We start from the raw sequence: 25,828 nt of genomic DNA, 5'->3' as shown, positions 1-25,828 counted from the left end.
ATAAAGAATCAGAGGCCGAGCATATCCCGCGCCACCGCCTCGGCGATGCGAATGCCATCCACACCGGCTGACAGGATCCCGCCCGCATACCCGGCCCCTTCACCCGCCGGGAACAGCCCCTTGAGGTTCAGGCTCTGGTAATCCTCACCCCGGGTAATCCGCAGTGGCGACGAGGTGCGCGTCTCGATCCCGGTCAACACCGCATCATGCAGGTTATAGCCCTTGATCTGTCGGTCGAACGCTGGCAGTGCCTCACGGATCGCCTCGATGGCGAAGTCCGGCAGGCTCGGCGCCAGGTCGCCCAAGGTCACGCCCGGCTTGTAGGACGGCTCGACGCTGCCCAGAGCGGTGGAGGGGCGGCCGGCGACAAAGTCGCCCACCAGTTGCGCTGGGGCCTGGTAGTTGCTACCGCCCATTACATAGGCGTGCGCCTCCAGGCGCTCCTGCAGTTCGATACCGGCCAGCGGGCCACCCGGGTAGTCGCGCTCGGGATCGATGCCGACGACGATGCCGGAGTTGGCGTTGCGCTCGTTACGCGAATACTGGCTCATGCCGTTGGTGACGACTCGGCCTGGCTCGCTGGTGGCCGCGACCACGGTGCCACCCGGACACATGCAGAAGCTGTATACCGAGCGGCCGTTGCTGGCGTGGTAAACCAGCTTGTAGTCGGCGGCACCCAGTTTCGGGTGGCCGGCGTACTTACCCAGGCGCGCCTTGTCGATCAGCGTTTGCGGGTGCTCGATACGGAAGCCCACCGAGAACGGCTTGGCTTCCATGTAGACACCTTTGGCGTGCAACATGCGGAAGGTGTCACGGGCGCTGTGGCCCAGGGCCAATACCACATGGCGAGAGTGCAGTTGTTCGCCGCTTTCAAGCACGACACCGGTCAGTTGGCCATCTTCGATCAACAGGTCGGTGACCTTCTCCTGGAAGCGCACTTCGGCTCCCAGGGCGATCATGTCCTGGCGCATCTGTTCGACCATGCCGGTGAGGCGGAAGGTGCCGATGTGCGGCTTGTTGATGTACAGGATTTCGTCCGGCGCACCGGCCTTGACGAATTCTTCCAGCACTTTACGGCCGTGGTGTTGCGGGTCCTTGATCTGGCTGTAGAGCTTGCCGTCGGAGAAGGTGCCGGCGCCGCCTTCACCGAACTGCACGTTGGACTCAGGGTTGAGTACGCTTTTACGCCACAGACCCCAGGTGTCCTTGGTGCGCTGGCGAACTTCCTTGCCGCGTTCGAGGATGATCGGCTTGAAGCCCATCTGTGCCAGCAACAGGCCGGCAAAGATGCCGCACGGGCCGAAACCGACCACGATCGGGCGCTCCTGCAGGCCTGCCGGGGCCTGGCCGACGAACTTGTAGGTGACATCTGGCGCAGGGCCGATGTTGCGATCATCAGCGAACTTGCTGAGCAGCTCGGCCTCGTTGCTGGCTTCCAGGTCGATGGTGTAGATGAACAGCAGTTCGCTGTTCTTCTTGCGCGCATCGTAGCTGCGCTTGAACAGGTTGAAGCTGAGCAGTTGCTCGTCGCGGATGCCCAGGCGCTGGACGATGGCTTCGCGCAACGCTTCGTCAGGATGGTCCAGGGGCAGCTTCAGTTCGGTGATTCGTAGCATGGCAGGGTCCAGTATCCCGGCCATGGGCGGCCGGCGGCTTTACACAAACCGCCAAGTATAAGCTGTTCGCTGCCCCTACTGGCAGGATAAAAACGCCCGGTGATCAGTTGTCGCGTGCGCCGCCGTAGTAAGCACAGCCCTGCAAGGTCTTGCCGTCGATGCGCAGTTCGGCGCGCAGGTGGTGGATGGCGCCAGTGGCGATATCTGCACAGCGCTGCGGAGCGACCCACAGTTCCACGTGCTGGCCGTTGGCTTCGCTGGTCAGGGTCAAGCCACCACCGGGTACTTCTTCTTCCAGGAACGGCAAGGGCAGGGGGGGCTGGCCGATTCGCTCGATGACCATGCCCTTGCCGCTGGCTTTGATGTCCCAGTCCGGTTCATGACCGTTGGCGCGCAGGGTCAGCTGCTTGAAGTTGGGGTCGTCGCAAGCGCGGGTGGAGGGTTCCAGGCGGTACAGGCGGCTGACCTCTAGCTGGCCGTCGTTGTCGGCCTGCTTGGCGCCAGTGAGGCGACCGCGCACGTCGGCGAACAACTTGGCGTTGGCGTCCTTGGCCAGGTTGGCGGCCTCCGGCAGGATGCCGGTGCCGGCGACGTCATTGATCACGAAGCGGCGTGCTTCGCTGCAGGGCTTGAACAACAGGCGGCCGCCATTGGCGCTCAGTTCGCCCTGCATGCGCGTGGTGCCGATGTTCGGGTCACGGGGCTGCTCGGCCAGTAACTGGCAGCCAGCGAACAGGGGCAGCAGGGCACTGAGCAGCAGGGTAGGGGTGAGGCGCATGGGGCGGGCTCCGGGGAATCTTTGCCAAAGAGCTGGCCACGATACACGTCCTGCAGGCAGAAAAAAGGGCCCGAAGGCCCTTTTTCATTCAACCCCCCAGGTACGCGTCGCGCACTTTCGGGTCGGTCAACAGTGCTTCCCCCGTACCCTGCATCACCACCCGACCGTTTTCCAGCACATAAGCCCGGTCAGCGATCTTCAGCGCCTGGTTGGCGTTCTGCTCCACCAGGAACACCGTCACGCCATCGCGGCGTAGCTGTTCGATGATGTCGAAGATCTGCTGGATGATGATCGGTGCCAGGCCCAGCGAGGGCTCGTCGAGCAGCAGCAGCTTGGGCTTGCTCATCAGTGCCCGGCCAATGGCGAGCATTTGCTGCTCGCCGCCGGACATGGTGCCGCCACGCTGCATGTAGCGCTCCTTCAGGCGCGGGAACAGTTGCAACACCTTGTCCAGTTGCTCCTGATAGTCGCCCTTGTCGGTGAAGAAACCACCCATTGCCAGGTTTTCCTCGACGGTCAGGCGGGCGAACACGCGGCGGCCTTCCGGCACGACGGCGATGCTTTTGCGCATGATATGCGAGGACGGCTGGCCGACCAGTTCTTCACCCAGGTACTTGATGCTGCCACTGTGCGCCTGCGGCGAGCCGCACAGGGTCATGAGCAAGGTCGACTTGCCGGCACCGTTGGCGCCGATCAGGGTGACGATTTCGCCTTGGTTGATCTCCACGTTGACGCTGTGCAGCGCCTGGATCTTGCCATAGAAGGTGGAAACGTTTTCAAACTTCAGCATTTACGCTTCCCCCAGGTAGGCTTTGATCACATCAGGGTTATCGCGGATCTCTTCCGGCGTGCCGTGGGCCAGGGGGGTGCCCTGGTTGATGACCACGATATGGTCGGAGATGCTCATCACCAGCTTCATGTCGTGCTCGATCAGCAGCACGGTGACGCTGTGCGATTCACGCAAGTAGGCGATCAGGGCCTTGAGGTCTTCGGTTTCTTTCGGGTTCAGGCCTGCGGCTGGTTCGTCCAGCATGATGATGCGTGGCTGGGTCATCATGCAGCGGGCGATTTCCAGGCGGCGCTGCTGGCCGTAGGCAAGGGTGCCGGCGGTGCGGTTGGCGAACTCGGTGAGGTTGACCTTCTCCAGCCAGTACTGCGCACGCTCCAGGGCTTCCTTCTCGCTGCGGCGGAAACCCGGGGTCTTGAACAGGCCAGCGAAGAAGTTGGTGTTGAGGTGGCGGTGCTGGGCGATAAGCAGGTTTTCCAGCGCGGTCATTTCCTTGAACAGGCGCACGTTCTGGAAGGTTCGCACCACGCCCTTGCGCGCAATCTGGTGGCCGGCCAGGCCCTGGATCGGCTGGCCATCGAGCAGGATGGTGCCGCCGCTGGGCTTGTAAAAGCCGGTCAGGCAGTTGAACACGGTGGTCTTGCCGGCGCCGTTCGGGCCGATCAGCGCCACTACCTGTTTCTCCTTGACGGTCAGGCCCACGCCGTTGACCGCCAACAAGCCGCCAAAGCGCATGCTCAGGCCGCTGACTTGCAGAATTTCGCGGCTCATCGGGGCAGCTCCATCTGTGGACGTTGCATAGGCAGCAAGCCTTGCGGACGCCAGATCATCATCAACACCATCAGCGCACCGAACATCAGCATCCGGTATTCGCTGAACTCACGCATCAGCTCAGGCAGCAGGATCATCACGATGGCCGCGAGAATCACGCCCAGTTGTGAGCCCATGCCGCCAAGCACGACGATGGCGAGGATGATCGCCGACTCGATGAAGGTGAACGACTCCGGCGTCACCAAGCCTTGGCGCGCGGCGAAGAAGCTGCCGGCGAAACCGGCGAAGCAGGCACCCAGGGTGAATGCCGAGAGCTTGATCACGGTCGGGTTCAGGCCCAGTGCACGGCAGGCGATCTCATCTTCACGCAGTGCTTCCCAGGCACGACCGATCGGCATGCGCAGCAGGCGGTTGATCACGAACAAAGCCAGCAGGGCCAGCAGCAGGGCCACCAGGTACAGGAAGATGACCTTGTTGATCGAGTTGTATTGCAGCCCGAAGAACTCGTGGAAAGTCTGCATGCCCTCGGCTGCACGGCGTTCGAAAGTCAAGCCGAAGAGCTCCGGCTTGGGGATGTTGCTGATGCCGTTGGGGCCACCGGTCCAGTCGGTGAGGTTACGCAGGAACAGGCGGATGATCTCGCCGAAGCCGAGTGTCACGATCGCCAGGTAGTCACCGCGCAGGCGCAGCACCGGGAAGCCGAGCAGGAAGCCGAATGTGGCAGCCATCAGGCCGGCAATCGGCAGGCACACCCAGAAGCTCCAGCCCAGGTAGTGCGAGAGCATGGCATAGCTGTAGGCACCGACGGCATAGAAACCCACGTAGCCGAGGTCGAGCAGGCCTGCCAGGCCGACCACGATGTTCAGGCCCAGGCCCAGCAGCACGTAGATCAGGATCAGCGTGGCGATGTCGACCGCACCGCGAGAGCCGAAGAACGGCCATACCAGTGCCATCACGATCAACCCGATGATGACATAGCGCTGGGTCTTGGGCAGGGTGAGGTAGTTGCTGACTGCCGGGGGGATCAGCTTGCGATCCGAACGGCGGCCCATCACCGAACTCCACTGCTTGTCGAACAGCACGCGCAGGAACATCAGCACCGAACACACGGCGATGATGCTGATGGTGAACGAGCCCTGACTGTGCACGACCAGGCTGATGCCGTCGATGCTCAGTTTCAGGCCCAGCACCGGGAAGGCCACGGCCCAGACCAGCAAGGCGCTGAAGAACGCCTGTTTGAGATTTCTGTTCATACTTTTTCAACCTCCGGGCGGCCCAGGATGCCGGTCGGCCGGAACAGCAGGACAAGAACCAACAAGCCGAATGCCACCACGTCCTTGTACTGGTCACCGAATATGTCGGCGCCAAATGCTTCGGCTACACCCAGCACCAGCCCACCGAGCATGGCGCCCGGAATGCTGCCGATGCCCCCCAGTACCGCCGCGGTGAAGGCTTTCAGGCCCACCAGGAAGCCGGCGTTGGGGTTGATCACCCCGTACTGCATGCTCAGCAGCACGGCCGCCACGGCCGCCAGGGCGGCACCGATGACGAAGGTGAGGGCGATGATGTTGTTGGTGTTGATGCCCAGCAGGTTGGCCATCTTGATGTCCTCGGCACAGGCGCGGCAGGCGCGGCCCAGGCGGGAACGAGAGATGAACAGGGTGAGCAGTGTCATGGCCACCAGGGTGACGACGAACACCAGGATCTGCATGTAGCTGATCAGTACTTCTTCAGCACCGCCTGGCCCGAAGGAGAAACTCCCGGGGATCAGGTTGGGGATGGATTTATCCTTTGAGTCCTGCGAAAGCAAGACCGTGTTCTGCAGGAAAATCGACATGCCGATGGCGGAAATCAGCGGGATCAGACGGTTGCTGTTACGCAGGGGGCGGTAGGCAACTCGTTCGATGCTGTAGCCATAGGCACTGGTGACGAAGATCGTCGCGACGAAGGCGACGGTCATCAGGATCGGCAGCGAATGGATACCCATCATGGCCAGACCCGCCAGGGCGATGAAGGCCACGTAGGAACCGATCATGTACACCTCGCCGTGGGCGAAGTTGATCATGCCAATGATGCCGTACACCATCGTGTAGCCGATGGCGATCAAGGCATAGGTGCTGCCGATGGTCAATCCATTAACCAGTTGTTGGAAGAAATGGTAGATCTCAGGCATTACAGCGCTCCTAAAAACCTGATTTGCATTTCACTGGCAGGGGTACGGCCAGGAAACCGCGGATGACGGTTTTAAGATTTTCAGGTGAGCCCGCCCCCGGATCGCGGGGATCGGGCCCATGAACCTCATAAAACGAAGCCCACTGCTCGCACAGTGGGCTCGTAGGTCAGCTATTAGTCACGCAGTTACTGAGGGGAGACTTCAGTCTTCGGCTTGCCGAAGTGCCATTCGTAGACCACGAACTTGAAGTCTTTCAGGTCGCCTTTCTTGTCGAACGACAGGTCGCCGGTCGGGGTCTTGAAGGTGCCTTCGTGGATGGCCTTGGCCACCTTCTCGGTATCATCGGAGCCGGCTTTCTTGATGCCTTGAGCGATCAGTTCGACGGCCGAGTAGGCAGGGAATACGAACGGGCCACTCGGGTCCTTGCCGTCAGCCTTGATGGCGTCGACGATCTTCTTGTTCTCCGGGTCTGCGTCGAACGACTTCGGCAGGGTGACCAGCAGGCCTTCGGAAGCGCCCTGGGCAATCTGCGAAATGGAGTCGTTACCCACGCCTTCCGGACCCATGAACTTGGCTTTCAGGCCTTTTTCCTGAGCCTGGCGCAGGATCAGACCCAGCTCTGGGTGGTAGCCGCCGTAGTAGACGAAGTCGACATTGTTCTGCTTGAGCTTCTGGATGATCGAGGAGAAGTCCTTGTCACCAGCGTTCAGGCCTTCGAATACGGCAACCTTGGTGCCTTTGCTTTCCAGGGTCTGCTTGACGGCGGTGGCGATGCCTTCACCGTACTGCTGCTTGTCGTGCAGGACGGCAACGACCTTCGGCTTGACGTGGTCGGCGATGTAGTTGCCGGCTGCCGGGCCCTGGGCGCTGTCCAGGCCGATAGTGCGGAAGATCAGCTGGTAACCACGGGCGGTGATTTCCGGGCTGGTGGCGGCGGGGGTGATCATGATCACGCCTTCGTCTTCGTAGATGTCGGACGCAGGTTGGGTGGAGCTGGAGCACAGGTGGCCGACGACGAACTTGACGCCATCGTTGACCACTTTGTTGGCGACTGCCACGGCCTGTTTAGGGTCGCACGCGTCGTCGTATTCCTTGGCTTCGAGCATCTTGCCATCGACGCCGCCCGCGGCGTTGATATCCTTGATGGCTTGCTTGGCGCCGATGAACTGCATGTCGCCGTACTGGGTCACAGGACCCGTCTTGGGACCGGCGATGCCGATCTTGATGGTATCGGCGGCAAACGAATGGCTGGCTACCCCGGCCAGAACCATTGCGGCGAACAGCTTGGAAATCTTGATCATAGTGCTCCACTCATTCTGTTGTAATTCTTATAGTCCTGGCGGCCAGGGCTACAGACCGGGCGGGATTCGCGGCGTGGCCATGCCAACGCGCAAGCCCACCTTCCCCCGGAACATGTCCCGGAACTGTACCGGTACAGTGTAGAGCGCTGTTCGAGCGCTTGAAAAGCGGTCGAAAAGTGCGTCTTTCCTGTGTTGTCGCTTGATCGACAGAAAGATACAGAAAGGCGCCATCAAACTGCCTGCATCTGCGACCCCGTCCCACAAACCCGGGGTCAATCGACCAAATTACATATTTGAAACCGGGTTTTTCTGCAAAAATGCCGGCCTTTTTATTGGCCGACTTTTGCGGATACCGCCCATGACTGATCAAACAAGCACCCTCTATGCCAAATTGCTTGGCGAGACGGCAATCATCGAGTGGAAAGCGCTGGAGCGTTTTTGGGCCAAGGGTGACCTGATTTGGGTCGACCCCAGCCTTGACCTGATCGCTGTTGCCGAGGCGATGGCCGAGAATCGCAGCGAGATCTTCGCCAAGTGGCGTAGTGATGGCATCGTTGGGCCGGTGTCGGCCGAGCAGGCATTGGACCTGCAAAGCCGCGAGCCAGAGATCTGGGCGGTGGTGGTGTCGCCGTTCATCGTGATACAGGTGAAGTGCCAGGAATAAGCGTGATCTTTTTTGGTGCGCAAAAATACGCATCAGCGCCGTTTTGGTGATTGAAAGCAATCAGGATGGGTAGAGGGAAGTAACAATTCGGCGTGGCGGTAACATTTTACGGGATGCGTAATGTGGCACCGTTGTGCCAGGCGCCACCGGGATCGTCGCCAATCTGGGAAATGTTCGAATCAGTCAGGAGTTTATCGATGAGCACTGCACGACCTTCGCTTGGATTCGCCGGCATCGGCCTGATGGGCCTGCCCATGTGCCGCCGCCTGCTGGCAGCGGGTTATCCATTGACGGTTTGGAACCGCAGCCCGGGCAAGTGCGCCGCCTTGGTCGCTGCTGGCGCTCGCCAGGCCAACAGCCCGGCCGAATTGTGCCGTGACAGCGACATGGTGCTACTGTGCCTGGCCGACACGGCGGTGGTGCGTGAAGTGGTGTTCGGTGAGCAAGGCATTGCCCAAGGCGGGCGCAGCGGCCAGTTGCTGATCGATTTCTCTAGCCTGGAACCCACCGCCACCCGTGAAATGGCCGCCGAGCTGGCGGCACTGTGCGGCATGGCGTGGCTGGATGCACCTGTATCTGGCGGTACGCCCGGTGCCGAAGCTGGCACGCTGGCGATCATGGTTGGTGGTGAAGTGGCCGACCTGCAGCGTGCACGCCCGGTGCTGCAGGTGCTTGGTCAGCGCGTGACGCATATGGGGGCGGTAGGCGCGGGCCAGGTGACCAAGGCTTGCAACCAGATGATCGTCGCGTGCAATGCCCTGGTAATTGCAGAAGTGGTGGCACTGGCCGAACAGTCGGGCGTGGATGCGACGCTGATCGCTGAAGCGCTGGCCGGTGGTTTTGCCGATTCCAAGCCATTGCAGATTCTTGCGCCGCAAATGGCCGAGAGCCGCTTCGAGCCAATCAAGTGGCACGTACGCACGCTGCTCAAGGACCTCGATGGCGCGGTCAAGTTTTCCCGCGAGCAAGGCTCAGCAACGCCACTCAGTGGCCTTGCCGCGCAACTGATGCGGTTGCACGGTAGCCAGGGTTACCTGCAAAAAGATCCGGCGACCCTGGTAGAGCTGTACCGCAACAAGGAGTGATCCGGCCACTCTGGCGCTGCAACCGCTCCAGCAGAGGACGCAACTCGGCCAGCGGTACGGGGCGCCCCAACAGGTAGCCCTGCAGGTAGTCGCAACCATGGCTTTCGAGGAAAGCCTGCTGCTCGGCGGTTTCCACGCCCTCGCTGACTACCCGCAGGTGCAGGGTATGCGCCATGGCGATGATTGCCTGGACAATTTCGCGGTCTTTCTGGCTGCCCGGTACATCCTGCAGGAAGGTGCGGTCGATCTTCAGTACATCCAGCGGCAGGCGTTTGAGGTAGGCCAGTGACGAGTAGCCGGTACCAAAATCGTCGATCGAAAGTGCCACCCCCAAGGCCCGGACGCGTTTGAGCAGGCTGACCGTGCGCTGGATATCGCCCACCAGTGCGTTCTCGGTCACTTCCAGCTCCAGATGGCGCGGCGCAAGGCCGGCGTGGAGCAGCGCCTTTTCAACTTCGTTGGGCAGTTCGTCGTGGCTGAGGGTGACTGCCGAGCAATTGACCGTGACCTTGACTTCGCCGCAGCCGTGACGCTGCAAGCGGGCCAGGTCGGCACAGGCGTGGCGAAGCACCCACAGGTCCAGGTCGATGATCAGGCCGTTGGCTTCGGCAATGCCGACAAAACGGTCGGGCCCGAGCAGGCCGTGTTGAGGATGCTGCCAGCGTACCAGCGCTTCCAGTTTGGCCACTTGCCCACTGCGCAGGTCGAAGATCGGCTGGTAGTACACACGCAGCCCACGCTCTTCGAGCAGGGCCAGGCGCAGCTCTTCTTCCAGTTGCAAGGCGATCGACGCGCGGGCCTTCAGGCTGTCATTGAAGAAGTTCAGGCTGTTGCGCCCGTTGTCCTTGGATTGGTAGAGGGCCAGGTCGGCATGCTTGAGCAGCTCTTCGGCTGTGCCGCCATCGTCCGGGAAGATACTTACACCGATGCTGGTGGTCATGACCATGCGCCGCCCGCCCAGGTCGATGGGGTCTTTCATCCGTTGCATGATGCGCTGGGCCAGGTGGCGGGCTTCGTCGCGGCTGTTCAGGCTGGTGACCACACAGAATTCGTCGCCACCAAAGCGCGCAACCAGGTCGTGGCTGCGGGTAGCGGCCTTGATGTGGTTGGCGATCACCTTGAGCAGCTCGTCACCGGCGTCGTGGCCGAGGCTGTCGTTGATGCGCTTGAAATGGTCGATGTCGAGGAACATCACGGCCAGGCGGTTTTCACTGGCCTGATGTTCGACCAGGCGCTCGGCGAATACCTGGTTGAATCCACGGCGGTTGAGCAGGTTGGTCAGGGCGTCGTAGTGCGCCGCCTGCTGCAGCGAAGCGCGGGCCTGGTCCAGTTGGCTGAGCAGCACGCTGACCCGGCGCAGGTCGTGCTCCTTGCTTTGCAACTTCTTGTCGGCCAGTGCGGCGCTGATGCTGGCACCACTGATCAGCAGGGTGATGAAGCCGATGCCCAGTCCCAGTTGCAGGCTGTTGTCGCCAGACGGTAGGCGCAGTGCGGTATCGGCAGGGATGATCAGGGTCATGGCCGACATCGCGGTGAAATGAGTGGCGACGATGCCGCCGGCCATCAGCAGGCTGGCGCCGTACTTCATGGCCTGGTACAGGGTGCCGCTGCCATTGCGCAAGTAGCGGGCCAGGTACAGCGCGGTCAGGGCGGTAAGCAGGGCAATGGCGGCAGAGGCAAGTAGCAAGCCGGTCTGGTAGTACTGGCGGGCACCCGTTTCCATTGCGGCCATGCCGACAAAATGCATGAGGATGATGCCCAGGCCGATCAGCACTGCGCTCGGCACAAAGTGGTACGCGCGCATCTTGCTGCGTTCGAGGCTGTGCATGGCCAGCCAGGCCACGCACAATGCGATGAGCAGTGAAAGAATGGTCAGGGATACGTCGTAGTGCACTTCTACCGGGGCCCGAAAAGCCAGCATGCTGATGAAGTGCATGGCCCATATACCGCCTGCCAGGCAGCAGGCTCCCAGCATGTTCCATTGCCGGTGGGCGGTCGGGTCGTCGCTGTGGGACTGGCGCTCGGCCATGTCGAGGGTGGCTAGACAGGCCGCGCAAGCAACGAAATAGGCGAGCAGAACCAAGAACGGTTCATGACGGCAGTCGATGACGATGCGCCCGGTTGCGGGAAGATCGGCGAACAGTTGCAGCCCCAGCCATTCCATGGAATGCCTCTTGATCGAGTCTTCACTCGTCTGCGCTACAACCCTGTGCAGACTGTCCAGAGGCAGTATAGGAAGGAGTATTTAAGCCTTCCTGACTAATGGCACAATGATTTCTACGATTTGGTTATCACTGTAATCGCAGTCAGGAATATTGCTTGCCCGGTCAGAGCGGGCGTGCCCGCGAAGAATCCAGCACGGTGGCTGTCACCGACTGCGCCGGTGTTCGCGGGCCGCCCGCTCCCACAAGGGCAGCGGTGCCTGGTTTTTCTTAGCCAGCCACCAGCACGCGGATGGCTTCCAGCCGCAGGGCGGCCTTTTCCAGCATCGCCAGGCCATCTTCGCGCTGCTTGCGCAAGGCGTCGATTTCGCTGTCACGCACACTCGGGTTGACCGCTTGCAACGCTACCAGGCGCGCCAACTCTTCGTCGGCCTCGGCTGCCAGGCGGCGCTGGGCTTCGGCCACGCGCTCGACGTGGGTTGGCAGAATCTTCTCTTCACCGCCACTGATACGCTTGGCCAGCACATCGCGCTGGGCCTGGACGAACTTGTTGGCGCTGGCGCGCGGTACGCTCTCGAGTTGGTCATTGAGGGTTTCGAAGGCCACGCGTGACGCCAGGTCGTTGCCATTGGCATCGAGCAGGCAGCGCAGTGCCGCCGGTGGCAGGTAGCGGCCCAGTTGCAGGCTGCGGGGTGCCACTACCTCGCTGACGAACAGCAGTTCAAGCAGTACAGTGCCTGGTTTGAGCGCTTTGTTCTTGATCAACGCCACGGCGGTGTTGCCCATCGAGCCTGACAGCACCAGGTCCATGCCGCCCTGCACCATCGGGTGCTCCCAGGTGAGGAACTGCATGTCCTCGCGCGACAGCGCCTGGCCACGGTCGTAGGTGATGGTCACGCCTTCATCGTCGCCCAGCGGGAAGCTGGCATCGAGCATCTTCTCGCTCGGCTTGAGGATCAGGGCGTTCTCGGAATGGTCTTCGCTGTCGATGCCGAAGGCGTCGAACAGGGTTTCCATGTAGATCGGCAGGGCGAACTGGTCGTCCTGTTCGAGAATAGCCTCGACCAGCGCCTGACCTTCGCCGGCACCGCCGGAGTTGAGCTCCAGCAGGCGGTCACGGCCAGTGTGCAGTTCGGCTTCCAGACGCTCGCGCTCGCCGCGGGCGTCGGCCACCAGGGTATCCCAGGCCTTGTTTTCGCCGCCTTCGAGCAGCGGCAGCAGGCGTGGGCCAAACTGGTGTTGCAGGGCATTACCGGTGGGGCAGGTGTTGAGGAAGGCGTTGAGGCCTTCGTGGTACCACTGGAACAGGCGCTCCTGCGGGCTGTCCTGCAGGTACGGGATGTGCAACTGGATAGTGTGCTTCTGGCCGATCCGGTCAAGGCGGCCGATGCGCTGTTCGAGCAGATCGGGGTGCGCTGGCAGGTCGAACATCACCAGGTGATGAGCGAACTGGAAGTTGCGGCCTTCGCTGCCGATTTCCGAGCAGATCAGTACCTGGGCACCGAACTCTTCATCGGCAAAGTAGGCAGCGGCGCGGTCGCGCTCGAGGATGCTCATGCCTTCATGGAACACCGAAGCCGGGATGCCGGAGCGCACGCGCAGGGCATCTTCCAGGTCCATGGCGGTTTCGGCGTGGGCGCAGATCACCAGCACTTTGGTGCGCTTGAGCATCTTCAGGGTGTCGATCAGCCAGTCGACACGCGGGTCGAAACGCCACCAGCGCTCGTCATCCGCAACGTCACCCTGGGCCTGGAAGGCAACTTCCGGGTACAGCTCGGCGTGCTCGCCGGCTGGCAGGTCGCGGTACTGCTCGGGCGTGGCCAGCGGATAGGCGTGCAACTGGCGCTCGGGGAAGCCCTGAATCGCCGCACGGGTGTTACGGAACAATACGCGGCCGGTGCCGTGGCGATCCAGCAACTCGCGAATCAGCCGCGCGCTGGCCTGTGTGTCGCCGTCGCTGACCGCAGCCAGCAGGGCTTCGCCTTCGGCACCCAGGAAGCCCTGGATGGTGGCGTGGGCCTTGGGCGACAGACGGCCCTCGTCGAGCAGCTCCTGCACCGCCTCGGCTACCGGGCGGTAGTGCTCGCTCTCGGCGCGGAAAGCGGCCAGGTCGTGAAAACGGTTGGGGTCGAGCAGGCGCAGGCGGGCGAAGTGGCTGTCCTGGCCAAGCTGCTCTGGGGTGGCGGTGAGCAGCAGTACGCCCGGGATCACTTGGGCCAGTTGCTCGACCAGGCCGTACTCGGCGCTGACCTGGTCTTCGTGCCAGACCAGGTGGTGGGCTTCGTCGACTACCAACAGGTCCCAGCCTGCGGCAAACAGCGCGTCCTGGGCCCTTTCGTCGTCGACCAGCCACTCCAGGGCAACCAACGCCAGTTGGGCGTCCTCGAACGGATTGCTGGCGTCACTCTCGATGAAGCGCTCGGCGTCGAACAGCGCCACTTGCAGATTGAAGCGCCGGCGCATTTCCACCAGCCACTGGTGCTGGAGGTTTTCCGGTACCAGGATCAGTACGCGGCTGGCGCGACCCGACAGCAGCTGGCGGTGAATGACCAGGCCGGCTTCGATGGTTTTGCCCAGGCCCACTTCGTCGGCCAGCAGAACGCGCGGGGCGCTGCGGTCGGCGACTTCGCGGGCGATGTGCAGTTGGTGGGCAATGGGCTGTGCGCGGCAGCCGCCCAAACCCCACAGTGCCGACTGCATCTGCTTGCTGGTGTGCTGCAGGGTGTTGTAGCGCAGGCTGAACCACGACAGTGGGTCTATCTGCCCGGCGAACAGACGGTCGCTGGCCAAGCGGAACTGAATGAAGTTCGATAACTGGGTTTCGGGCAGGGTGCGAGGCTGGTTTTGCCCGTCCAGGCCGTGGTAGACCATCAGCCCGTCGATGTCCTCGACCTCGCGCACGGTCAGCTTCCAGCCCTCGAAGTGGGTGATCTGGTCACCTGGCGAGAAGCGCACGCGGGTCAGCGGCGCGTTGCGCAGGGAATACTGGCGGGTGTCGCCAGTGGCCGGGTAGAGCACGGTCAACAGGCGGCCATCCTGCGCCAGGATGGTACCCAGGCCGAGCTCTGCTTCGCTGTCGCTGATCCAGCGTTGCCCCGGTTGATACTGCTGCGCCATACTGCCTGAACTCCCGCGGTGAAAAAGCCGATTATGTTAACGGATCGGCCGGTCAGACCAAAGTGCCGATAGCATCGAAAGGTACCGAAAGGCACAGTCTAGTCGTTTCATCGTTCTGCACAGCGCCGCCGACGAGGGCCCTGGATCAACATGTCTGCCAAGCAACGCTGGATCAGCGCTTCGATAGCCGTGGGCAGCCTGGTGCTGCTGAGCGCCTGCGAGCAGAAAGACTTTGAGACATTGCCCCCCATCCCGATGGAGCAGCTTGAGGTACTGGGCGTGCAGACGCCGATAAAGAGCGTGCACTTTCGGGACGTTGACGGCGAGGGGCTGCTGGTTCTGAGCCGCAGCGATGGCCAGGCCAGCGACCTGGAAAGCGGACAGGAAGTGGACAAGGTGGTGCTCAAGGCCACCTTGTACGGGCGCACGGCCGAGAACGACACCTTCAGGGCGCGTTGGCAGATCGAGCAGGAAACCACTTGCCCGGGGCTGGATCTGGACGTTGACTTCTATAATGACGTCAGTGATGTCAGTGACCTGAACAAGAATGGCGTGGCCGAGGTAACGTTGGCCAGCCATGCGTTCTGCGGCGGCGGTATCGACCCGCACGACATCGACATCGAGATGCGTGAAGGGCAGGCCAGTTACACCATTACCGGTCAGTCGCTGATCACCCCGGCGGGCGAGGAGCCGGTCGGTGGTGAGCGCGAGGACAGCGCCTCGCTGAAAGCCGCGCCGCAGGCAATACGCGATCATATGGCTGCGGTTTGGCAGCAGGTGTACAAGCGACCCTGGAGCGAGGCCAGCTCGCCAGGTGACGACTTCCCTGGTGACGAAGCCGAGTAAATGTTGTCCATGACATCAAGGTAAAGCTGCGCCTGCCGATACAGGGGGCATAGGAGAACGTCCATGCTGCCGCCGATCATTCCGCTCAGTGCCGCCCCGGTCACCTCGCAACAGGACCCGGTCAAGCCAACACCTGACATCAAGCCGGTGGTGCCGACGCAGCCTGCGTCCGGCGATAGTGCCATCGACCTCAAGCGCCAGCGCGATCCGCAGGAGCAGGTACTGTTGCTGCGCGATGAACAGCGCCGCCAGCAGCAACGCCGGCAAAAGGGCGAGCACGAGCGCTACGATGCCGTCCCGGGTGACGAGGTCAATGCCGACAACACCGTGCCGGTAGCGCCATTGATGGGCGAGCATGTTCGCCAGGGACTGCTGGTGGACATCGAAGTCTGATACAGGGGCTGGTCAGCGCCTGCGCCTGGCTTCATCATGCAATTCTCTGTTGATCGTCGAGCCCACCCATGAGCCAAGACAACCTCATCGATTTCGATGCCGAACGTGCCAAGCGCGTCCACGACCTCAAGGAAAAGCGGCTGAACGAAATGCGCAATGCTTTCGAGCAGGCCCTGCCATTGAGTACCAGCAAGAAAAAGAAGCCCAAGGGCAAGCCGAAGAAGCGCTGAAACTTGACGCAGGTCAACCCTGCGCCCCCCTCGCGTGCCCGGCCCCGGGCACCATTGACGCTGATCAATTTTCCCCGCCTCCACATTGGTTAACTTGCACCCATCGGACAACGGCAAACGAATGGGGAGGCCAACATGTTCTTCGACAACGTGGTTATCGCCGGTGTGGTAACGGTCGGGTTGATGGTCGCCTTCTTTGCCGGTCTGGGCATTTTCATCTGGAAGGACTCGAACAAGCGCAAGCCGCGCTGACCTTCCGGGTACACGAGCACGCAAGGCATTTAGGGCGACTTCGGTCGCCCATTTTTTTTGCCTGCATTTTTTACTGCCTGAGCTGTCCCTTTCAGTGCAGGCCAATCGAATATACATGATTAGCTAGCTAATTAATCGTTTCCGCTTTATCCTGCTTATCATTGTCTATCTTTTCAGCAAGACTTTTCCCCGCAAGGTCCGCCTCGTGCCCATCACCTTTCAGGCCCTGTTCGCTCCCAGCAGCCTCGCCCTCAAGTTCGCCATCAAGACCCTGCTCGGTGGCGGCCTGGCGTTGTGGCTGGCGATGCGCTGGGGGCTTGAGCAACCCTCCTGGGCATTGATGACTGCTTTCATCGTCGCTCAGCCGCTATCGGGCATGGTGGTGCAGAAAGGCTTGGCGCGGTTGGCCGGCACGTTGGTAGGTACCGTCATGTCGGTGCTGTTCATCGGCCTGTTCGCCCAGACCCCCGGCCTGTTCCTGCTTACCTTGGCGCTGTGGCTGGCCCTGTGCACCGCCGCGTCCACCCAGTTGCGCAGCGCCTGGGCCTATGCCTTTGTACTGGCCGGCTATACCGCAGCGATCATTGCCTTGCCGGCCATCGATCACCCCCTGCAGGTATTCGACCAGGCCGTGGCTCGCTGTACCGAGATCTGCCTGGGTATTTTCTGTGCAACAGCCAGCAGTGCCTTGCTTTGGCCCATGCGGGTCGAGCAGCAACTGGGCGGGCAGGCGCGACAGGCCTGGCAGAACGGCCTGCAGGCCGCCAGAGCCATGCTGGGCGGAGAGGACGAGGCGCGCAAAGGCCTGCTGGAAAGCCTGGGGCGCATCGTTGCCATCGACAGCCAACGTGAGCATGCTTGGTTCGAGGGCAATCGCGGGCGCCAACGTGCTCGTGCCATTCGTGGCCTTAGCCAGAAACTGATGGTGCTGTTGCGTATTTCCCGTTCGGTGCGCCGCCAGTGGCGGCAACTGGAAGAGTGTGAGGTCGAGCACCTGACGCCCTGGTTGCAGGAAGTGCGCACGTTGCTGGACCAACCCGACCAGCCCAGCCTGTTGTTGCTGCGTCAGCGCATCTGGGATGCCGCACACGATGAGCAGATCAGTTCGGCTGAACACTTCTGCCTGGCGCGCATGGCCCTGCTGCTGGACTATGCCATGGCCGCCAGCCAGGCACTTGAGGATGTGGAGGCGGGCAGGGCACCCAAGGACGTGTCCCAGGGATTGGCTGCGCACCGAGACTGGTCGCTGGCCTTGCTGTTCGGCTCGCGCAGCGCGCTGGCCTTTTTGGTGATGAGTGGCTTCTGGCTGGCTACGGCCTGGCCTTCGGCCCCGGGTGGCCTGGTGCTGACCTGCGTGGTCTGCAGCCTGTTCGCCAGTCGCGAAAACGGCGCGCAGATCGGCCTGAGCTTTCTGCGCGGGATATTCCTGGCAATACCGGCTGCGTTTCTGGTCGGGCAGATCATGCTGCCGCAATGGAGCAGTTTCGCCATGCTCTGCCTGGGCATGGGCGTGCCGCTGTTTCTAGGTGCACTGGGCATGGCCCATCCGCGTACCGGGGCTACGGCCACTTCCTATTGCCTGCACTTCATTGTGCTGGTGTCGCCGCTCAACGCCATGCAGTTCGGCGTGGCGACCATGCTGAACAGTGCCCTGGCCATGCTGGTGGGGGTGTCGGCAGCGGTCATGGCCTTTCGCTTATTGGTGTTCCGCCACCCGGCCTGGCTGGGCCGGCGCTTGCGTGCTGCAACCCAGAACGACTTGGTGCGCCTGACTCGGCGCGACCTGCGCGGGGCTGACAGCTGGTTTGGCGGGCGCATGGCCGACCGGCTGATGCAACTGGCGCGGCATGCCAGTGAATTACCGGAAGGCGAACGCAAACGCTGGGATGACGGCCTGCACGGGCTGGATATCGGCGACGAACTGGTGCACCTGCGCATGTGCCTGGCGGTCGCCCAGGCCCCCCTGGGGCGGGCCGAGCGCGAGTACCTGCAACAAGTGGAAGCAGTGCTGGCCAATGGGCCTGCTGCCGGGCGAGGGCAGCGGTTGGATGCTGCCAGTGAGCAGTTCATTGCTGCCTTGCGTCGGCTGCCTGCCAGCGACCCGCTTCGGCTGGCCGAGGGGGCGGTGCTGCAATTACAGAAAAGCTGGGGCAAATGGTGCCGCTGGCAGGAGGACACCCATGGGCTTGCGTGAGTGGGAAGTGGGCGGTGTGCTGCTCAGCCCGTTTCTGCTTTATGTGTTGTTGGCGCTGCTGCTCACCGGCCTGCTGCGCCTGGTGGTGCATGCCACACCGTTGGGGCGTTGGATCTGGCATGAGGCGCTGTTCGACGCGGCGCTGTTCGTTTGTGTGTTGTTCCTGGTGGTACGCCTGCTGGGAACTTTATAAAGGAGTGTTTCGATGCGTGCGGCCGTACGTACTCTGGTGACCCTGTGTGTGGTGGCCCTGGCCGTGTTGGCCGGCTACCAGCTGTGGCAGTACTACATGCTCACCCCGTGGACGCGCGATGCCCGTGTACGCGCCGATGTGGTGGTGATTGCGCCTGATGTGTCTGGCTGGGTGCGCGAACTCAAGGTCCATGACAACCAGCAGGTCAAGGCTGGCGACCTGTTGATGAGTATCGACCGCGAGCGTTTCCAGGCCGCCTTCGACCAGGCCAGTGCGGTGACCGAGACCCGCGCCCAGCAACTGCGCTTGCGCGAGCGTGAAGCGGCCCGGCGTACTGCCCTAGGGCCAGAGGCGATCAGTGCCGAGTTGCGTGAAAACGCCCAGATCAATGCCGCCATTGCGCGCGGCGAGTTGCATGAGGCCGAGGCGCAGTTGCAGGTGGCCAAGATCAACCTGGCGCGCAGTGAAGTGCGGGCACCGCGCAGCGGGCATATCACCAATCTGCGTCTGGCTGAAGGCAATTATGTGAACACCGGGGAATCGGTGATGGCACTGGTGGATGATTCGACGTTCTACATCCAGGCCTATTTCGAAGAAACCAAGCTGCCGCGCATTCGCGTTGGGGACACCGTGAAAGTCTGGCTGATGGGGGCGGGTGAACCGATGCAGGGGCACGTGGAGAGCATCAGCCGCGGCATTACCGACCGCAACAGCAATCCGGACAGCCAATTGCTGCCGGAGGTAGAACCGACTTTCAACTGGGTGCGACTGGCCCAGCGCATACCGGTGAGGATTCGCCTGGACCAAGTGCCGGAAGGGCTGACCTTGAGTGCGGGTATGACGGCGAGTGTGCAGGTGCACGAGGGCGGCGACCCGCAGTGATGGTGCTGCCTCGTCAGGCAGAAATGTAACTTTCGAAGCGGTAAGCCTGTGCGTGTGGTGAAGGCAGTGCAGCTTTAATTCGCCGACGACCGTCAGGCCAAGCCGGCATTGACTGTCGGGCAAACACGAAAAAACTTGGCGAGCGGCCCGCCAGTTGCGTTAGGCTGCCGTTGTGAGTTGCCCGACAGAGGCAACCCTTCTCCTGCCAGGCGTGCGTATCTTCCGATTTCATTGCGAGGTTACGTCATGGCCATCACTTCCCAGGATATCTGCAACGCCGCCGATCAGCTAAAGGGCTTTGTCGGTTTTCACGGCAAGCGCGGTGTTCATATCGTGCGTTTCTCCGAGGACGCGTTCGGCATGGACGTGGCCGACGCCAGTATCACCCCCTGCAGCGAGTTTGTCTGGCGGCCCGAGCAAGGGCAGCGCATGGCGCTGTGCCGCGAACGACTGTCGCTGTTGCTGGATCAGCATGTGGATGACCGCTTGAACATTGGTGAACCGCTGCGCACCTATCTGCGTCGGTGTGACCTGCCCGAGATCGTGGCGCAGCGCAGCCTGCAGCAGCGCACCCAGTCTGTTTAGGAGCAGTACCAGGCCGCGTCTACAAGGGCTGTGCGGTGCTTTGGGATGTTTGGTGCAGCAACGCCGCCAACCCGGCGCTGTCCAGGGGTCTGCTCAGGTAATAGCCTTGCACTTCATGGCAGCGGTCCTTTTCCAGCGCCTTGAGTTGATGTTCGCTTTCCACGCCTTCGGCTGTCACTGTCAGCCCCATCGCCTCACCCAGGTTGATGATGGCCTGGACCACAGCGCGGTCGCTGCCGCCGTTGTTGTTCAGGCCGCTGATGAAGCGCTTGTCGATCTTGATGCTGTCGAACGGGTAGGTACGCAGGTAGCCCAACGACGAATAGCCGGTGCCGAAATCGTCCATGTTCAGACGCACGCCAAGCTCCTTGAGCGACAGCATGGTACCTAGCGCACCCTCGATGTCGTTGAGCATCACGTTCTCGGTAATCTCCAGCTCCAACCGTTGGGCGGGGAAGGCGGTGTCCAGCAAGGTTTCGCGCACGTCGGCTACCACATCGCTGCGCAAGAACTGCGCAGGCGACAGGTTGACCGAAACCAGTACGTCGGCCGGCCAGTCATGAGCCGTGCGGCAAGCTTCGCGCAGCACCCAGCGGCCTAGCGCAACAATGATGTCGCTCTGCTCAGCCAACGGGATGAAGGTGTCCGGCCCCAGCAAGCCTTCCTGGGGGTGCTGCCAGCGCACCAAGGCCTCGACCGCGACGATACGCAGGTCGTCGAGGCGGTAGCGCGGCTGGTAATGCAACTCGAACTCCTCATTGCGCAGGGCCCGGCGCAGGTCGTTCTCCAACTGACGGCGATACTGGATCTGCTGATTCATTTCGGCAACGAAGTAGCGCCATGTGTTCTTTCCATCGGCCTTGGCCTGGTACAGGGCGATGTCGGCACAGCGGATCAGCTCACCGGCATCGAAGCCCTGGTTGCGCGTCTGGGCAACACCAATGCTGGCACCAATGTGCAGAGGCTGGCTGTCGAAAACGATGGGTTGCTGCAGCAGACCGATCAGGCGCGCACAGAAGCGGTCGATTTCGCTGCTGTTGTCCATGCCGCTGAGTACCAGGATGAACTCGTCGCCGCCCAGACGCGCGACCAGATCGCCGTCGCGGGTGGTGTCGCGCAGGCGCGTTGCCACTTCTTGCAGCACGGCATCTCCGGCGGCATGACCGAGCGAGTCGTTGATCGGCTTGAAGTTGTCCAGGTCCAGCAGCAACAAGGTCAGCGGCGGCGAGTCACTGCCGCGCAACAAGGCCTGCTCCAGGTGCCTGGCGAGCTTGTTGCGGTTGGCCAGCCCGGTCAGTGGGTCGTGCTGCGAAAGGTGCTGGATGCGCGCGTGGGCGTCGACTTCGTCGGTAATATCGCTGGCGGTACCCCGAAAACCGATGGCCTTGCCATCGCGCCAGATAGCGCGGGCGGATATCCGGCAGTAGCGGTTCTGGCCATTCTGGTCGCGGTAAGTGCAGCGCAGGTTGGCCAATTGATGCGGGTCGGCGGTAGCCAGAGCGTCCAGCCAAGGTGACAGCGGCGTGGTATCGCAGGCCAGCAACTGGTTGAGCGGGTGGCCCAGCCAGCCGTCCACCTGGTAGCCGGTGACGGTGGCGAAGCGTTGCGACAGGTAGGTCAGGCGTTGTTGCCGGTCGGTTTCCCAGATCCAGTCGGATGCCGACTCGGCCACCGCGCGGAAACGTTGCTCGCTGGCCTCCAGGGCCTGGTTGCTTTGTTGCAGATGCACGAGCGTGAGGCCGACTGCCCGGGAGCTGCGCAAGGCATGGCGGAACAGGTAAAGCATCACCAGTCCAAGTATCAGTAGTGCGCACAATAGTGCTGGCAACACAGCCCACAGCATCTGACGCCCCGGCAGCGGGCTGTTCCAGGTCAGATGGTAGCCGGTGTCGCCCAGGTCGATACGCAGGTGGCTGTGATCCTGGCTATCCTCCTTTTCCACGTGCATGCCGGTCAGGCCGGCGCCGTTGCCCAACTGTGCCAGTTTGCTTTCGGTGAGCTGGTCGATGAACAGCATTACCGGCGCCTGGCTCACTTCGCTGTCGGTAACCTCCCTGTCCGGGCGCACGGCTGCTGCACTGAGTGCGGCCGGCCAGCCATTGAACAGCACGAAACGGGTGACCTGCTCGCGTGAAATTGCTGCTGCGCGGGCCTGTTCGATGATCGGCTGTAGCGGTGTGTCTATAAAGGTGTTGGCACCTGCCTGGCTGGGCTGGCCTTTGAACAAGGCATAGGTGGTGCGGTCGTTTTCCACGACGAACACCCCTTCGTAGCCGCTGGCGCTGTACAGCGACTCGCCTACGTTCTTTTCCTCGTAGGCCCATTGCCAGTCGGCTTGGCCCGCCAGGTGCTCGAAGGCTGCATCCCATACGGCATAGCTGGACAGAAACTGGCGTGAGGCGAGCAGCCGTTGTTCCAGCGCCTGGTTCGCATGGAAGGCGCTACGTTGGCGCTCCTGTCGGTCGAGTGTGCTAGCGATATTGAACAGCGCGCCGAGAATGACCAGGCAAGCCAGACCGAACACTGCGCTGAAACCGGCAATGAGGTGGCGCACCTGAAAGCGCGGTGTGGGGCTAGCGGGTGAAAGCTTGGCGGTCCTGGCCATGCGCGAGCGGCTCCTTCAGGCAACCTCCCGCCAGGCAGTCAGGAAGGAGGTTCAATCAGGATAGGCCAGCCTGAGCGTGGCAGCTTGACCGCGGGCAAAATTGACCTGATCGCGGCCAGCGTGCTTGGCGAGGTATAGCGCCTTGTCTGCCTGTTCGAGCCAATGTTCAGGGGACTCGAGGTCGGCCTCGAAGGGCGACAGGCCGATACTCAGGCTTATGCGCAGGTGCGGTAGCTGCGGGTTGCGGTAGCTGGAAACCCGTTCGCGCAGGCGCTCCATTGCTTGGCAGGCCTGAGCTTGGCTGGTCTCGGGCAGGATCACACAGAACTCGTCGCCGCCGTAACGTCCGGCCTGGTCGCCCTCGCGCAGGCTTCGCCGCAGCTCAGCGCTGAGCTGGCGCAGTACACAGTCGCCGACCACATGGCCAAAGGTGTCGTTGATGGTCTTGAAGTGATCGATGTCGATCAGGGCAATCACCGCGTGCCCCTGTTGCTGCTTGCAAGCCTGGAACTTCAGCAGCAGCAGGTCCTTCCAGGCGCCGTGGTTGAACAGGCCGGTCAGGCTGTCGGTGAGGCTCAGGGCACTCAGCCGGCGCTTGTGGTCGCCCAGCTTGATCGCAAGCTGGTAGCACACCCAGCCCAAGGCCAGCGGGTACAGCGCCAGCATTGGCAGGCACGCATAGACTTGCTGGGGCGTGGCGATCAATTGCAAGCCAGGGCCAAGCAGCAGGAGGGCGGCGAGCATGCCGGCCAGTTGCGCCAGCATCCCGCGAAAGACCATGCGCTTGCCGCCGGCGGCGACGTTGTTCATCGTCATCATCGACAGCACGGTCACGCTGGGCAGCGGGTTGAAGTGCATGGCGGCGGTCCAGAACCCGCCCATCAGCGAGTCCAGCAGGAGGTTGCGCTGTTCCGCCTGGTAAGGCGTTGTCGAGCGGGAAGCCCACAGGTAGGCTGCGTGCGGCCACAGCAAACCATTGAACAGTACCAGCAGCCATGTCCAGAAGGGTGGCGACAGCGGCGCAATGGCCGCCATGACCGTGAACAGGCCGATTCCCAGGCCGATGACACGCGGCAGGTAGATGCGCTTGACGAATGAAAGCCCTTTGCCGTTGCGGTTGTCCATAATGCTCATCTTCTTTTGCCGATGTACCGTTCATCGCATAATTCGCTTGAATATTGTTGAACAGTGCTTCATTGGCGAGTAATGACCTTACAAGCCAATTCACGGTTGATTCGATCAAAGTGGGGGCAGTTGACGGTTCCTTGTAATGTTGGCCAACCCGGCTCAGATGGAGACGGGGTAGCCAGGACTCGCCGCATGGCGGGAGGAACTGGTGTGTAGCCCCTGGCCCGTGAGTTAGCAAGGCCAGGGGGAATGAACTCACCGTAGCGGCACGCTGAGTATCATTTGTGCTCGTGCCTGCTGCGCGCGGACAGGGCCTGGTCGTCGTCCAGAAGTCGCGAGGGTGGTTTACCGCTGTCACTGCGCACTTGTGCATGGCTGATCAGGGCGAAGATGAAACTGCCGCCTATGATGTTGCCCGCCAGCGTCGGCAATGCAAATTCCAGCCAGAAGCGGCGCCAGGTTTCGTCGCCAGCCCACACCAGGTAGGACACTTCGACTGACCCCACCACTATATGAGTGAAATCGCCAAGGGCCATCAGGTAGGTGATCATCAGAATGATCCAGATCTTGGCGTGCTCCATTGACGGAATCATCCAGACCATGGTGGCAATCATCCAGCCCGATATGATGCCCTTGGCGAACATCTGGCTGACGTCGTTCTTCATTACCTTGCGGCCGACCTCCAGGAATGCCACATCGGTCTTGCTGTCGAAGATCGGCAGTTCCAGCATCACCCAGGCTATCAGCAGAGTACCTGCCAGGTTGCCAAGCAACACCACGCCCCAGAGACGTAGCAGTCGTCCAAAGTTGGCCAGCGTAGGGGCGGTCATGACGGGCAGCACCGCGGTGATCGTATTTTCGGTGAACAGTTGCTGGCGGGCCAGTATCACGGCAAGAAAGCCCGCGCTATAGCCGATGCTGGCGATCACGTGGGCACCGTCGCCTTCCGGCAGGCGGGCGTAGAATAGCCCCATGGCCATCAACGACAACCCCATGGACAGGCCGGCGGCCAGTGCCGACCACCACAACGCGGCAAGTGTACGTTCCAGCTCCTGATCGCCCTGGTAGCGAATGATTTCATGCAGCAGTGCCGCCCGCGGCGGTTGGCTGTGGCTGACCTCCTGCTCTTCATCTGCAGAGAGACCGGGGGTTTTCTCGCTTTGCCCATTGCTCATGGCCGCTACGCTCCGTGGTGTGTTTCTTTACAGATCCACTGCGCTTTCATTAGTTGCCAGGTAGCGGCAAAAGGTTGTTGGAAAAGTTTTTCAGAACAAGGTGTTGACTCTGATTTCAAAGCGCGTATTATTCGCCTCCTCGCAGCGATGAACGCTTCGGGGCAAGCAGTAAGTTGTTGAAGTTGTTAGCTTTCGAAAGAAAGTGGTAGTAAAAACTTCAAAACAAACGCTTGACAGGTTCTGAGGAAAGCGTAGAATGCGCGCCTCGGTTGAGACGAAAAGCTCTTAACCAAACGCTCTTTAACAAATCGAATCAAGCAATTCGTGTGGGTGCTTGTGAGTACGGATTGATAGTCAAAAAGATTATCAGCATCACAAGTGGCCATGCGAGAAATCACATAGTCATTTGAGATTGCTGAGCCAAGTTTAGGGTTTCTTAAAAACCCAAGCAGTATTGAACTGAAGAGTTTGATCATGGCTCAGATTGAACGCTGGCGGCAGGCCTAACACATGCAAGTCGAGCGGATGACGGGAGCTTGCTCCTTGATTCAGCGGCGGACGGGTGAGTAATGCCTAGGAATCTGCCTGGTAGTGGGGGACAACGTTTCGAAAGGAACGCTAATACCGCATACGTCCTACGGGAGAAAGCAGGGGACCTTCGGGCCTTGCGCTATCAGATGAGCCTAGGTCGGATTAGCTAGTTGGTGGGGTAATGGCTCACCAAGGCGACGATCCGTAACTGGTCTGAGAGGATGATCAGTCACACTGGAACTGAGACACGGTCCAGACTCCTACGGGAGGCAGCAGTGGGGAATATTGGACAATGGGCGAAAGCCTGATCCAGCCATGCCGCGTGTGTGAAGAAGGTCTTCGGATTGTAAAGCACTTTAA

Annotated in this window: 22 protein-coding genes and 1 rRNA gene; 11 read left to right on the top strand and 12 right to left on the bottom strand. The window is 61.5% G+C overall.

All coding sequences use genetic code 11. The features are described from left to right. Positions 1-8 precede the first annotated feature (8 nt). The 7 genes from ACF8RA_RS25165 to ACF8RA_RS25135 form a co-directional block, all read right to left on the bottom strand. Positions 9-1,616, bottom strand: a complete 1,608-nt coding sequence (locus ACF8RA_RS25165) for an NAD(P)/FAD-dependent oxidoreductase (protein ID WP_176685315.1) — start codon at positions 1,614-1,616, stop codon at positions 9-11. 103 nt (positions 1,617-1,719) lie between these two features. Continuing rightward, complete coding sequence (locus ACF8RA_RS25160) at positions 1,720-2,394, bottom strand: COG3650 family protein (RefSeq protein WP_084850151.1); 675 nt, start codon at positions 2,392-2,394, stop codon at positions 1,720-1,722. An 88-nt stretch (positions 2,395-2,482) separates the two neighbouring features. Continuing rightward, the gene (locus tag ACF8RA_RS25155) at positions 2,483-3,184 is read right to left on the bottom strand and encodes an ABC transporter ATP-binding protein (RefSeq protein WP_021785841.1); all 702 of its coding nucleotides are present in this window, start codon (positions 3,182-3,184) and stop codon (positions 2,483-2,485) included. Further along, a complete protein-coding gene (gene livG, locus ACF8RA_RS25150; RefSeq protein WP_021785842.1) occupies positions 3,185-3,952 on the bottom strand; it encodes a high-affinity branched-chain amino acid ABC transporter ATP-binding protein LivG in 768 nt (255 codons plus the stop codon). After that, the gene (locus ACF8RA_RS25145) at positions 3,949-5,205 is read right to left on the bottom strand and encodes a high-affinity branched-chain amino acid ABC transporter permease LivM (RefSeq protein WP_176685314.1); all 1,257 of its coding nucleotides are present in this window, start codon (positions 5,203-5,205) and stop codon (positions 3,949-3,951) included. Before ACF8RA_RS25145 ends, livG begins: the two co-directional genes overlap by 4 nt. Beyond that, entirely contained in the window at positions 5,202-6,125 is a 924-nt protein-coding gene (livH, locus tag ACF8RA_RS25140) for a high-affinity branched-chain amino acid ABC transporter permease LivH (protein WP_008097482.1), read from the bottom strand. The genes ACF8RA_RS25145 and livH overlap by 4 nt, the downstream gene beginning before the upstream one ends. Positions 6,126-6,310: 185 nt before the next feature. Continuing rightward, entirely contained in the window at positions 6,311-7,426 is a 1,116-nt protein-coding gene (locus ACF8RA_RS25135; protein WP_176685313.1) for a branched-chain amino acid ABC transporter substrate-binding protein, read from the bottom strand. A 358-nt stretch (positions 7,427-7,784) separates the two neighbouring features. Here ACF8RA_RS25135 and ACF8RA_RS25130 point away from each other — a divergent pair, with 358 nt between their 5' ends. Both ACF8RA_RS25130 and ACF8RA_RS25125 read left to right on the top strand, forming a co-directional pair. Beyond that, the gene (locus ACF8RA_RS25130) at positions 7,785-8,090 is read left to right on the top strand and encodes a DUF2288 domain-containing protein (protein ID WP_392519677.1); all 306 of its coding nucleotides are present in this window, start codon (positions 7,785-7,787) and stop codon (positions 8,088-8,090) included. A 197-nt stretch (positions 8,091-8,287) separates the two neighbouring features. Next, entirely contained in the window at positions 8,288-9,175 is an 888-nt protein-coding gene (locus tag ACF8RA_RS25125) for an NAD(P)-dependent oxidoreductase (RefSeq protein WP_392519676.1), read from the top strand. On the opposite strand, the gene ACF8RA_RS25120 is transcribed toward ACF8RA_RS25125, so the two are convergent. Both ACF8RA_RS25120 and rapA read right to left on the bottom strand, forming a co-directional pair. Further along, positions 9,075-11,339 carry a bifunctional diguanylate cyclase/phosphodiesterase gene (locus ACF8RA_RS25120; protein ID WP_176685310.1) on the bottom strand — a complete coding sequence of 755 codons (2,265 nt, stop codon included), beginning with the start codon at positions 11,337-11,339 and terminating at the stop codon, positions 9,075-9,077. The genes ACF8RA_RS25125 and ACF8RA_RS25120 overlap by 101 nt on opposite strands. A 268-nt stretch (positions 11,340-11,607) precedes the next feature. Continuing rightward, on the bottom strand, positions 11,608-14,454 hold the full coding sequence (gene rapA / locus ACF8RA_RS25115) for an RNA polymerase-associated protein RapA (protein ID WP_339443716.1): 2,847 nt from the start codon (positions 14,452-14,454) through the stop codon (positions 11,608-11,610). Between the two features lie 150 nt (positions 14,455-14,604). Between rapA and ACF8RA_RS25110 the strand changes: the two genes are divergently transcribed. The 8 genes from ACF8RA_RS25110 (at position 14,605) to ACF8RA_RS25075 (ending at position 20,029) form a co-directional block, all read left to right on the top strand. Further along, positions 14,605-15,300 (top strand): M949_RS01915 family surface polysaccharide biosynthesis protein, encoded by a 696-nt coding sequence (locus tag ACF8RA_RS25110; RefSeq protein ID WP_392519675.1) that lies wholly within the window; start codon positions 14,605-14,607, stop codon positions 15,298-15,300. A 63-nt stretch (positions 15,301-15,363) separates the two neighbouring features. After that, positions 15,364-15,693, top strand: a complete 330-nt coding sequence (locus ACF8RA_RS25105) for an aspartate-semialdehyde dehydrogenase (protein ID WP_176685307.1) — start codon at positions 15,364-15,366, stop codon at positions 15,691-15,693. Positions 15,694-15,761: 68 nt separating this feature from the next. Beyond that, complete coding sequence (locus ACF8RA_RS25100) at positions 15,762-15,923, top strand: hypothetical protein (protein WP_003254864.1); 162 nt, start codon at positions 15,762-15,764, stop codon at positions 15,921-15,923. 135 nt (positions 15,924-16,058) lie between these two features. After that, positions 16,059-16,175, top strand: coding sequence for a cytochrome c oxidase subunit CcoM (gene ccoM, locus ACF8RA_RS25095; protein ID WP_003254862.1), 117 nt, complete (start codon positions 16,059-16,061; stop codon positions 16,173-16,175). Between the two features lie 205 nt (positions 16,176-16,380). Continuing rightward, complete coding sequence (locus ACF8RA_RS25090) at positions 16,381-18,369, top strand: FUSC family protein (RefSeq protein WP_209967656.1); 1,989 nt, start codon at positions 16,381-16,383, stop codon at positions 18,367-18,369. Continuing rightward, positions 18,356-18,562, top strand: coding sequence for a DUF1656 domain-containing protein (locus ACF8RA_RS25085; RefSeq protein ID WP_012051433.1), 207 nt, complete (start codon positions 18,356-18,358; stop codon positions 18,560-18,562). The genes ACF8RA_RS25090 and ACF8RA_RS25085 overlap by 14 nt, the downstream gene beginning before the upstream one ends. 12 nt (positions 18,563-18,574) lie before the next feature. Then, positions 18,575-19,444: an HlyD family secretion protein gene (locus tag ACF8RA_RS25080; RefSeq protein WP_176685305.1), complete on the top strand. Its 870-nt coding sequence runs from the start codon at positions 18,575-18,577 to the stop codon at positions 19,442-19,444. A 246-nt stretch (positions 19,445-19,690) separates the two neighbouring features. Further along, positions 19,691-20,029: a DUF2025 family protein gene (locus ACF8RA_RS25075; RefSeq protein WP_176685304.1), complete on the top strand. Its 339-nt coding sequence runs from the start codon at positions 19,691-19,693 to the stop codon at positions 20,027-20,029. 19 nt (positions 20,030-20,048) lie between these two features. Here the strand turns inward: ACF8RA_RS25075 and ACF8RA_RS25070 are convergent, their stop codons facing one another. The 3 genes from ACF8RA_RS25070 to ACF8RA_RS25060 form a co-directional block, all read right to left on the bottom strand. Further along, complete coding sequence (locus tag ACF8RA_RS25070) at positions 20,049-22,634, bottom strand: EAL domain-containing protein (RefSeq protein ID WP_392519674.1); 2,586 nt, start codon at positions 22,632-22,634, stop codon at positions 20,049-20,051. 51 nt (positions 22,635-22,685) lie between these two features. Next, entirely contained in the window at positions 22,686-23,759 is a 1,074-nt protein-coding gene (locus ACF8RA_RS25065) for a diguanylate cyclase (protein ID WP_176685302.1), read from the bottom strand. 281 nt (positions 23,760-24,040) lie between these two features. Further along, positions 24,041-24,937, bottom strand: a complete 897-nt coding sequence (locus ACF8RA_RS25060; RefSeq protein WP_339443713.1) for a formate/nitrite transporter family protein — start codon at positions 24,935-24,937, stop codon at positions 24,041-24,043. A gap of 456 nt (positions 24,938-25,393) precedes the next feature. Between ACF8RA_RS25060 and ACF8RA_RS25055 the strand changes: the two genes are divergently transcribed. Beyond that, positions 25,394-25,828, top strand: a 16S ribosomal RNA gene (locus ACF8RA_RS25055); the annotation flags it as partial.

It is taken from the genome of Pseudomonas sp. FYR_5 (assembly GCF_043106315.1).
Classification (GTDB): Bacteria; Pseudomonadota; Gammaproteobacteria; order Pseudomonadales; family Pseudomonadaceae; genus Aquipseudomonas; species Aquipseudomonas putida_Y.
The sequence above is the reverse complement of the archived record's forward strand: the minus strand, read 5'-3'. Positions and strand labels throughout refer to the sequence as shown.

Coding starts and splice junctions, on each gene's coding strand:
- ACF8RA_RS25110 (WP_392519675.1), top strand. CDS start 14,605: ATGTCTGCCAAGCAACGCTGGATCAGCGCTTCGATAGCCGTGGGCAGC.
- ACF8RA_RS25085 (WP_012051433.1), top strand. CDS start 18,356: ATGGGCTTGCGTGAGTGGGAAGTGGGCGGTGTGCTGCTCAGCCCGTTT.
- rapA (WP_339443716.1), bottom strand. CDS start 14,454: ATGGCGCAGCAGTATCAACCGGGGCAACGCTGGATCAGCGACAGCGAA.
- ccoM (WP_003254862.1), top strand. CDS start 16,059: ATGTTCTTCGACAACGTGGTTATCGCCGGTGTGGTAACGGTCGGGTTG.
- ACF8RA_RS25100 (WP_003254864.1), top strand. CDS start 15,762: ATGAGCCAAGACAACCTCATCGATTTCGATGCCGAACGTGCCAAGCGC.
- ACF8RA_RS25155 (WP_021785841.1), bottom strand. CDS start 3,184: ATGCTGAAGTTTGAAAACGTTTCCACCTTCTATGGCAAGATCCAGGCG.
- ACF8RA_RS25065 (WP_176685302.1), bottom strand. CDS start 23,759: ATGGACAACCGCAACGGCAAAGGGCTTTCATTCGTCAAGCGCATCTAC.
- livG (WP_021785842.1), bottom strand. CDS start 3,952: ATGAGCCGCGAAATTCTGCAAGTCAGCGGCCTGAGCATGCGCTTTGGC.
- ACF8RA_RS25080 (WP_176685305.1), top strand. CDS start 18,575: ATGCGTGCGGCCGTACGTACTCTGGTGACCCTGTGTGTGGTGGCCCTG.
- ACF8RA_RS25070 (WP_392519674.1), bottom strand. CDS start 22,634: ATGGCCAGGACCGCCAAGCTTTCACCCGCTAGCCCCACACCGCGCTTT.
- livH (WP_008097482.1), bottom strand. CDS start 6,125: ATGCCTGAGATCTACCATTTCTTCCAACAACTGGTTAATGGATTGACC.
- ACF8RA_RS25125 (WP_392519676.1), top strand. CDS start 8,288: ATGAGCACTGCACGACCTTCGCTTGGATTCGCCGGCATCGGCCTGATG.
- ACF8RA_RS25145 (WP_176685314.1), bottom strand. CDS start 5,205: ATGAACAGAAATCTCAAACAGGCGTTCTTCAGCGCCTTGCTGGTCTGG.
- ACF8RA_RS25130 (WP_392519677.1), top strand. CDS start 7,785: ATGACTGATCAAACAAGCACCCTCTATGCCAAATTGCTTGGCGAGACG.
- ACF8RA_RS25105 (WP_176685307.1), top strand. CDS start 15,364: ATGCTGCCGCCGATCATTCCGCTCAGTGCCGCCCCGGTCACCTCGCAA.
- ACF8RA_RS25075 (WP_176685304.1), top strand. CDS start 19,691: ATGGCCATCACTTCCCAGGATATCTGCAACGCCGCCGATCAGCTAAAG.
- ACF8RA_RS25120 (WP_176685310.1), bottom strand. CDS start 11,339: ATGGAATGGCTGGGGCTGCAACTGTTCGCCGATCTTCCCGCAACCGGG.
- ACF8RA_RS25135 (WP_176685313.1), bottom strand. CDS start 7,426: ATGATCAAGATTTCCAAGCTGTTCGCCGCAATGGTTCTGGCCGGGGTA.
- ACF8RA_RS25160 (WP_084850151.1), bottom strand. CDS start 2,394: ATGCGCCTCACCCCTACCCTGCTGCTCAGTGCCCTGCTGCCCCTGTTC.
- ACF8RA_RS25060 (WP_339443713.1), bottom strand. CDS start 24,937: ATGAGCAATGGGCAAAGCGAGAAAACCCCCGGTCTCTCTGCAGATGAA.
- ACF8RA_RS25165 (WP_176685315.1), bottom strand. CDS start 1,616: ATGCTACGAATCACCGAACTGAAGCTGCCCCTGGACCATCCTGACGAA.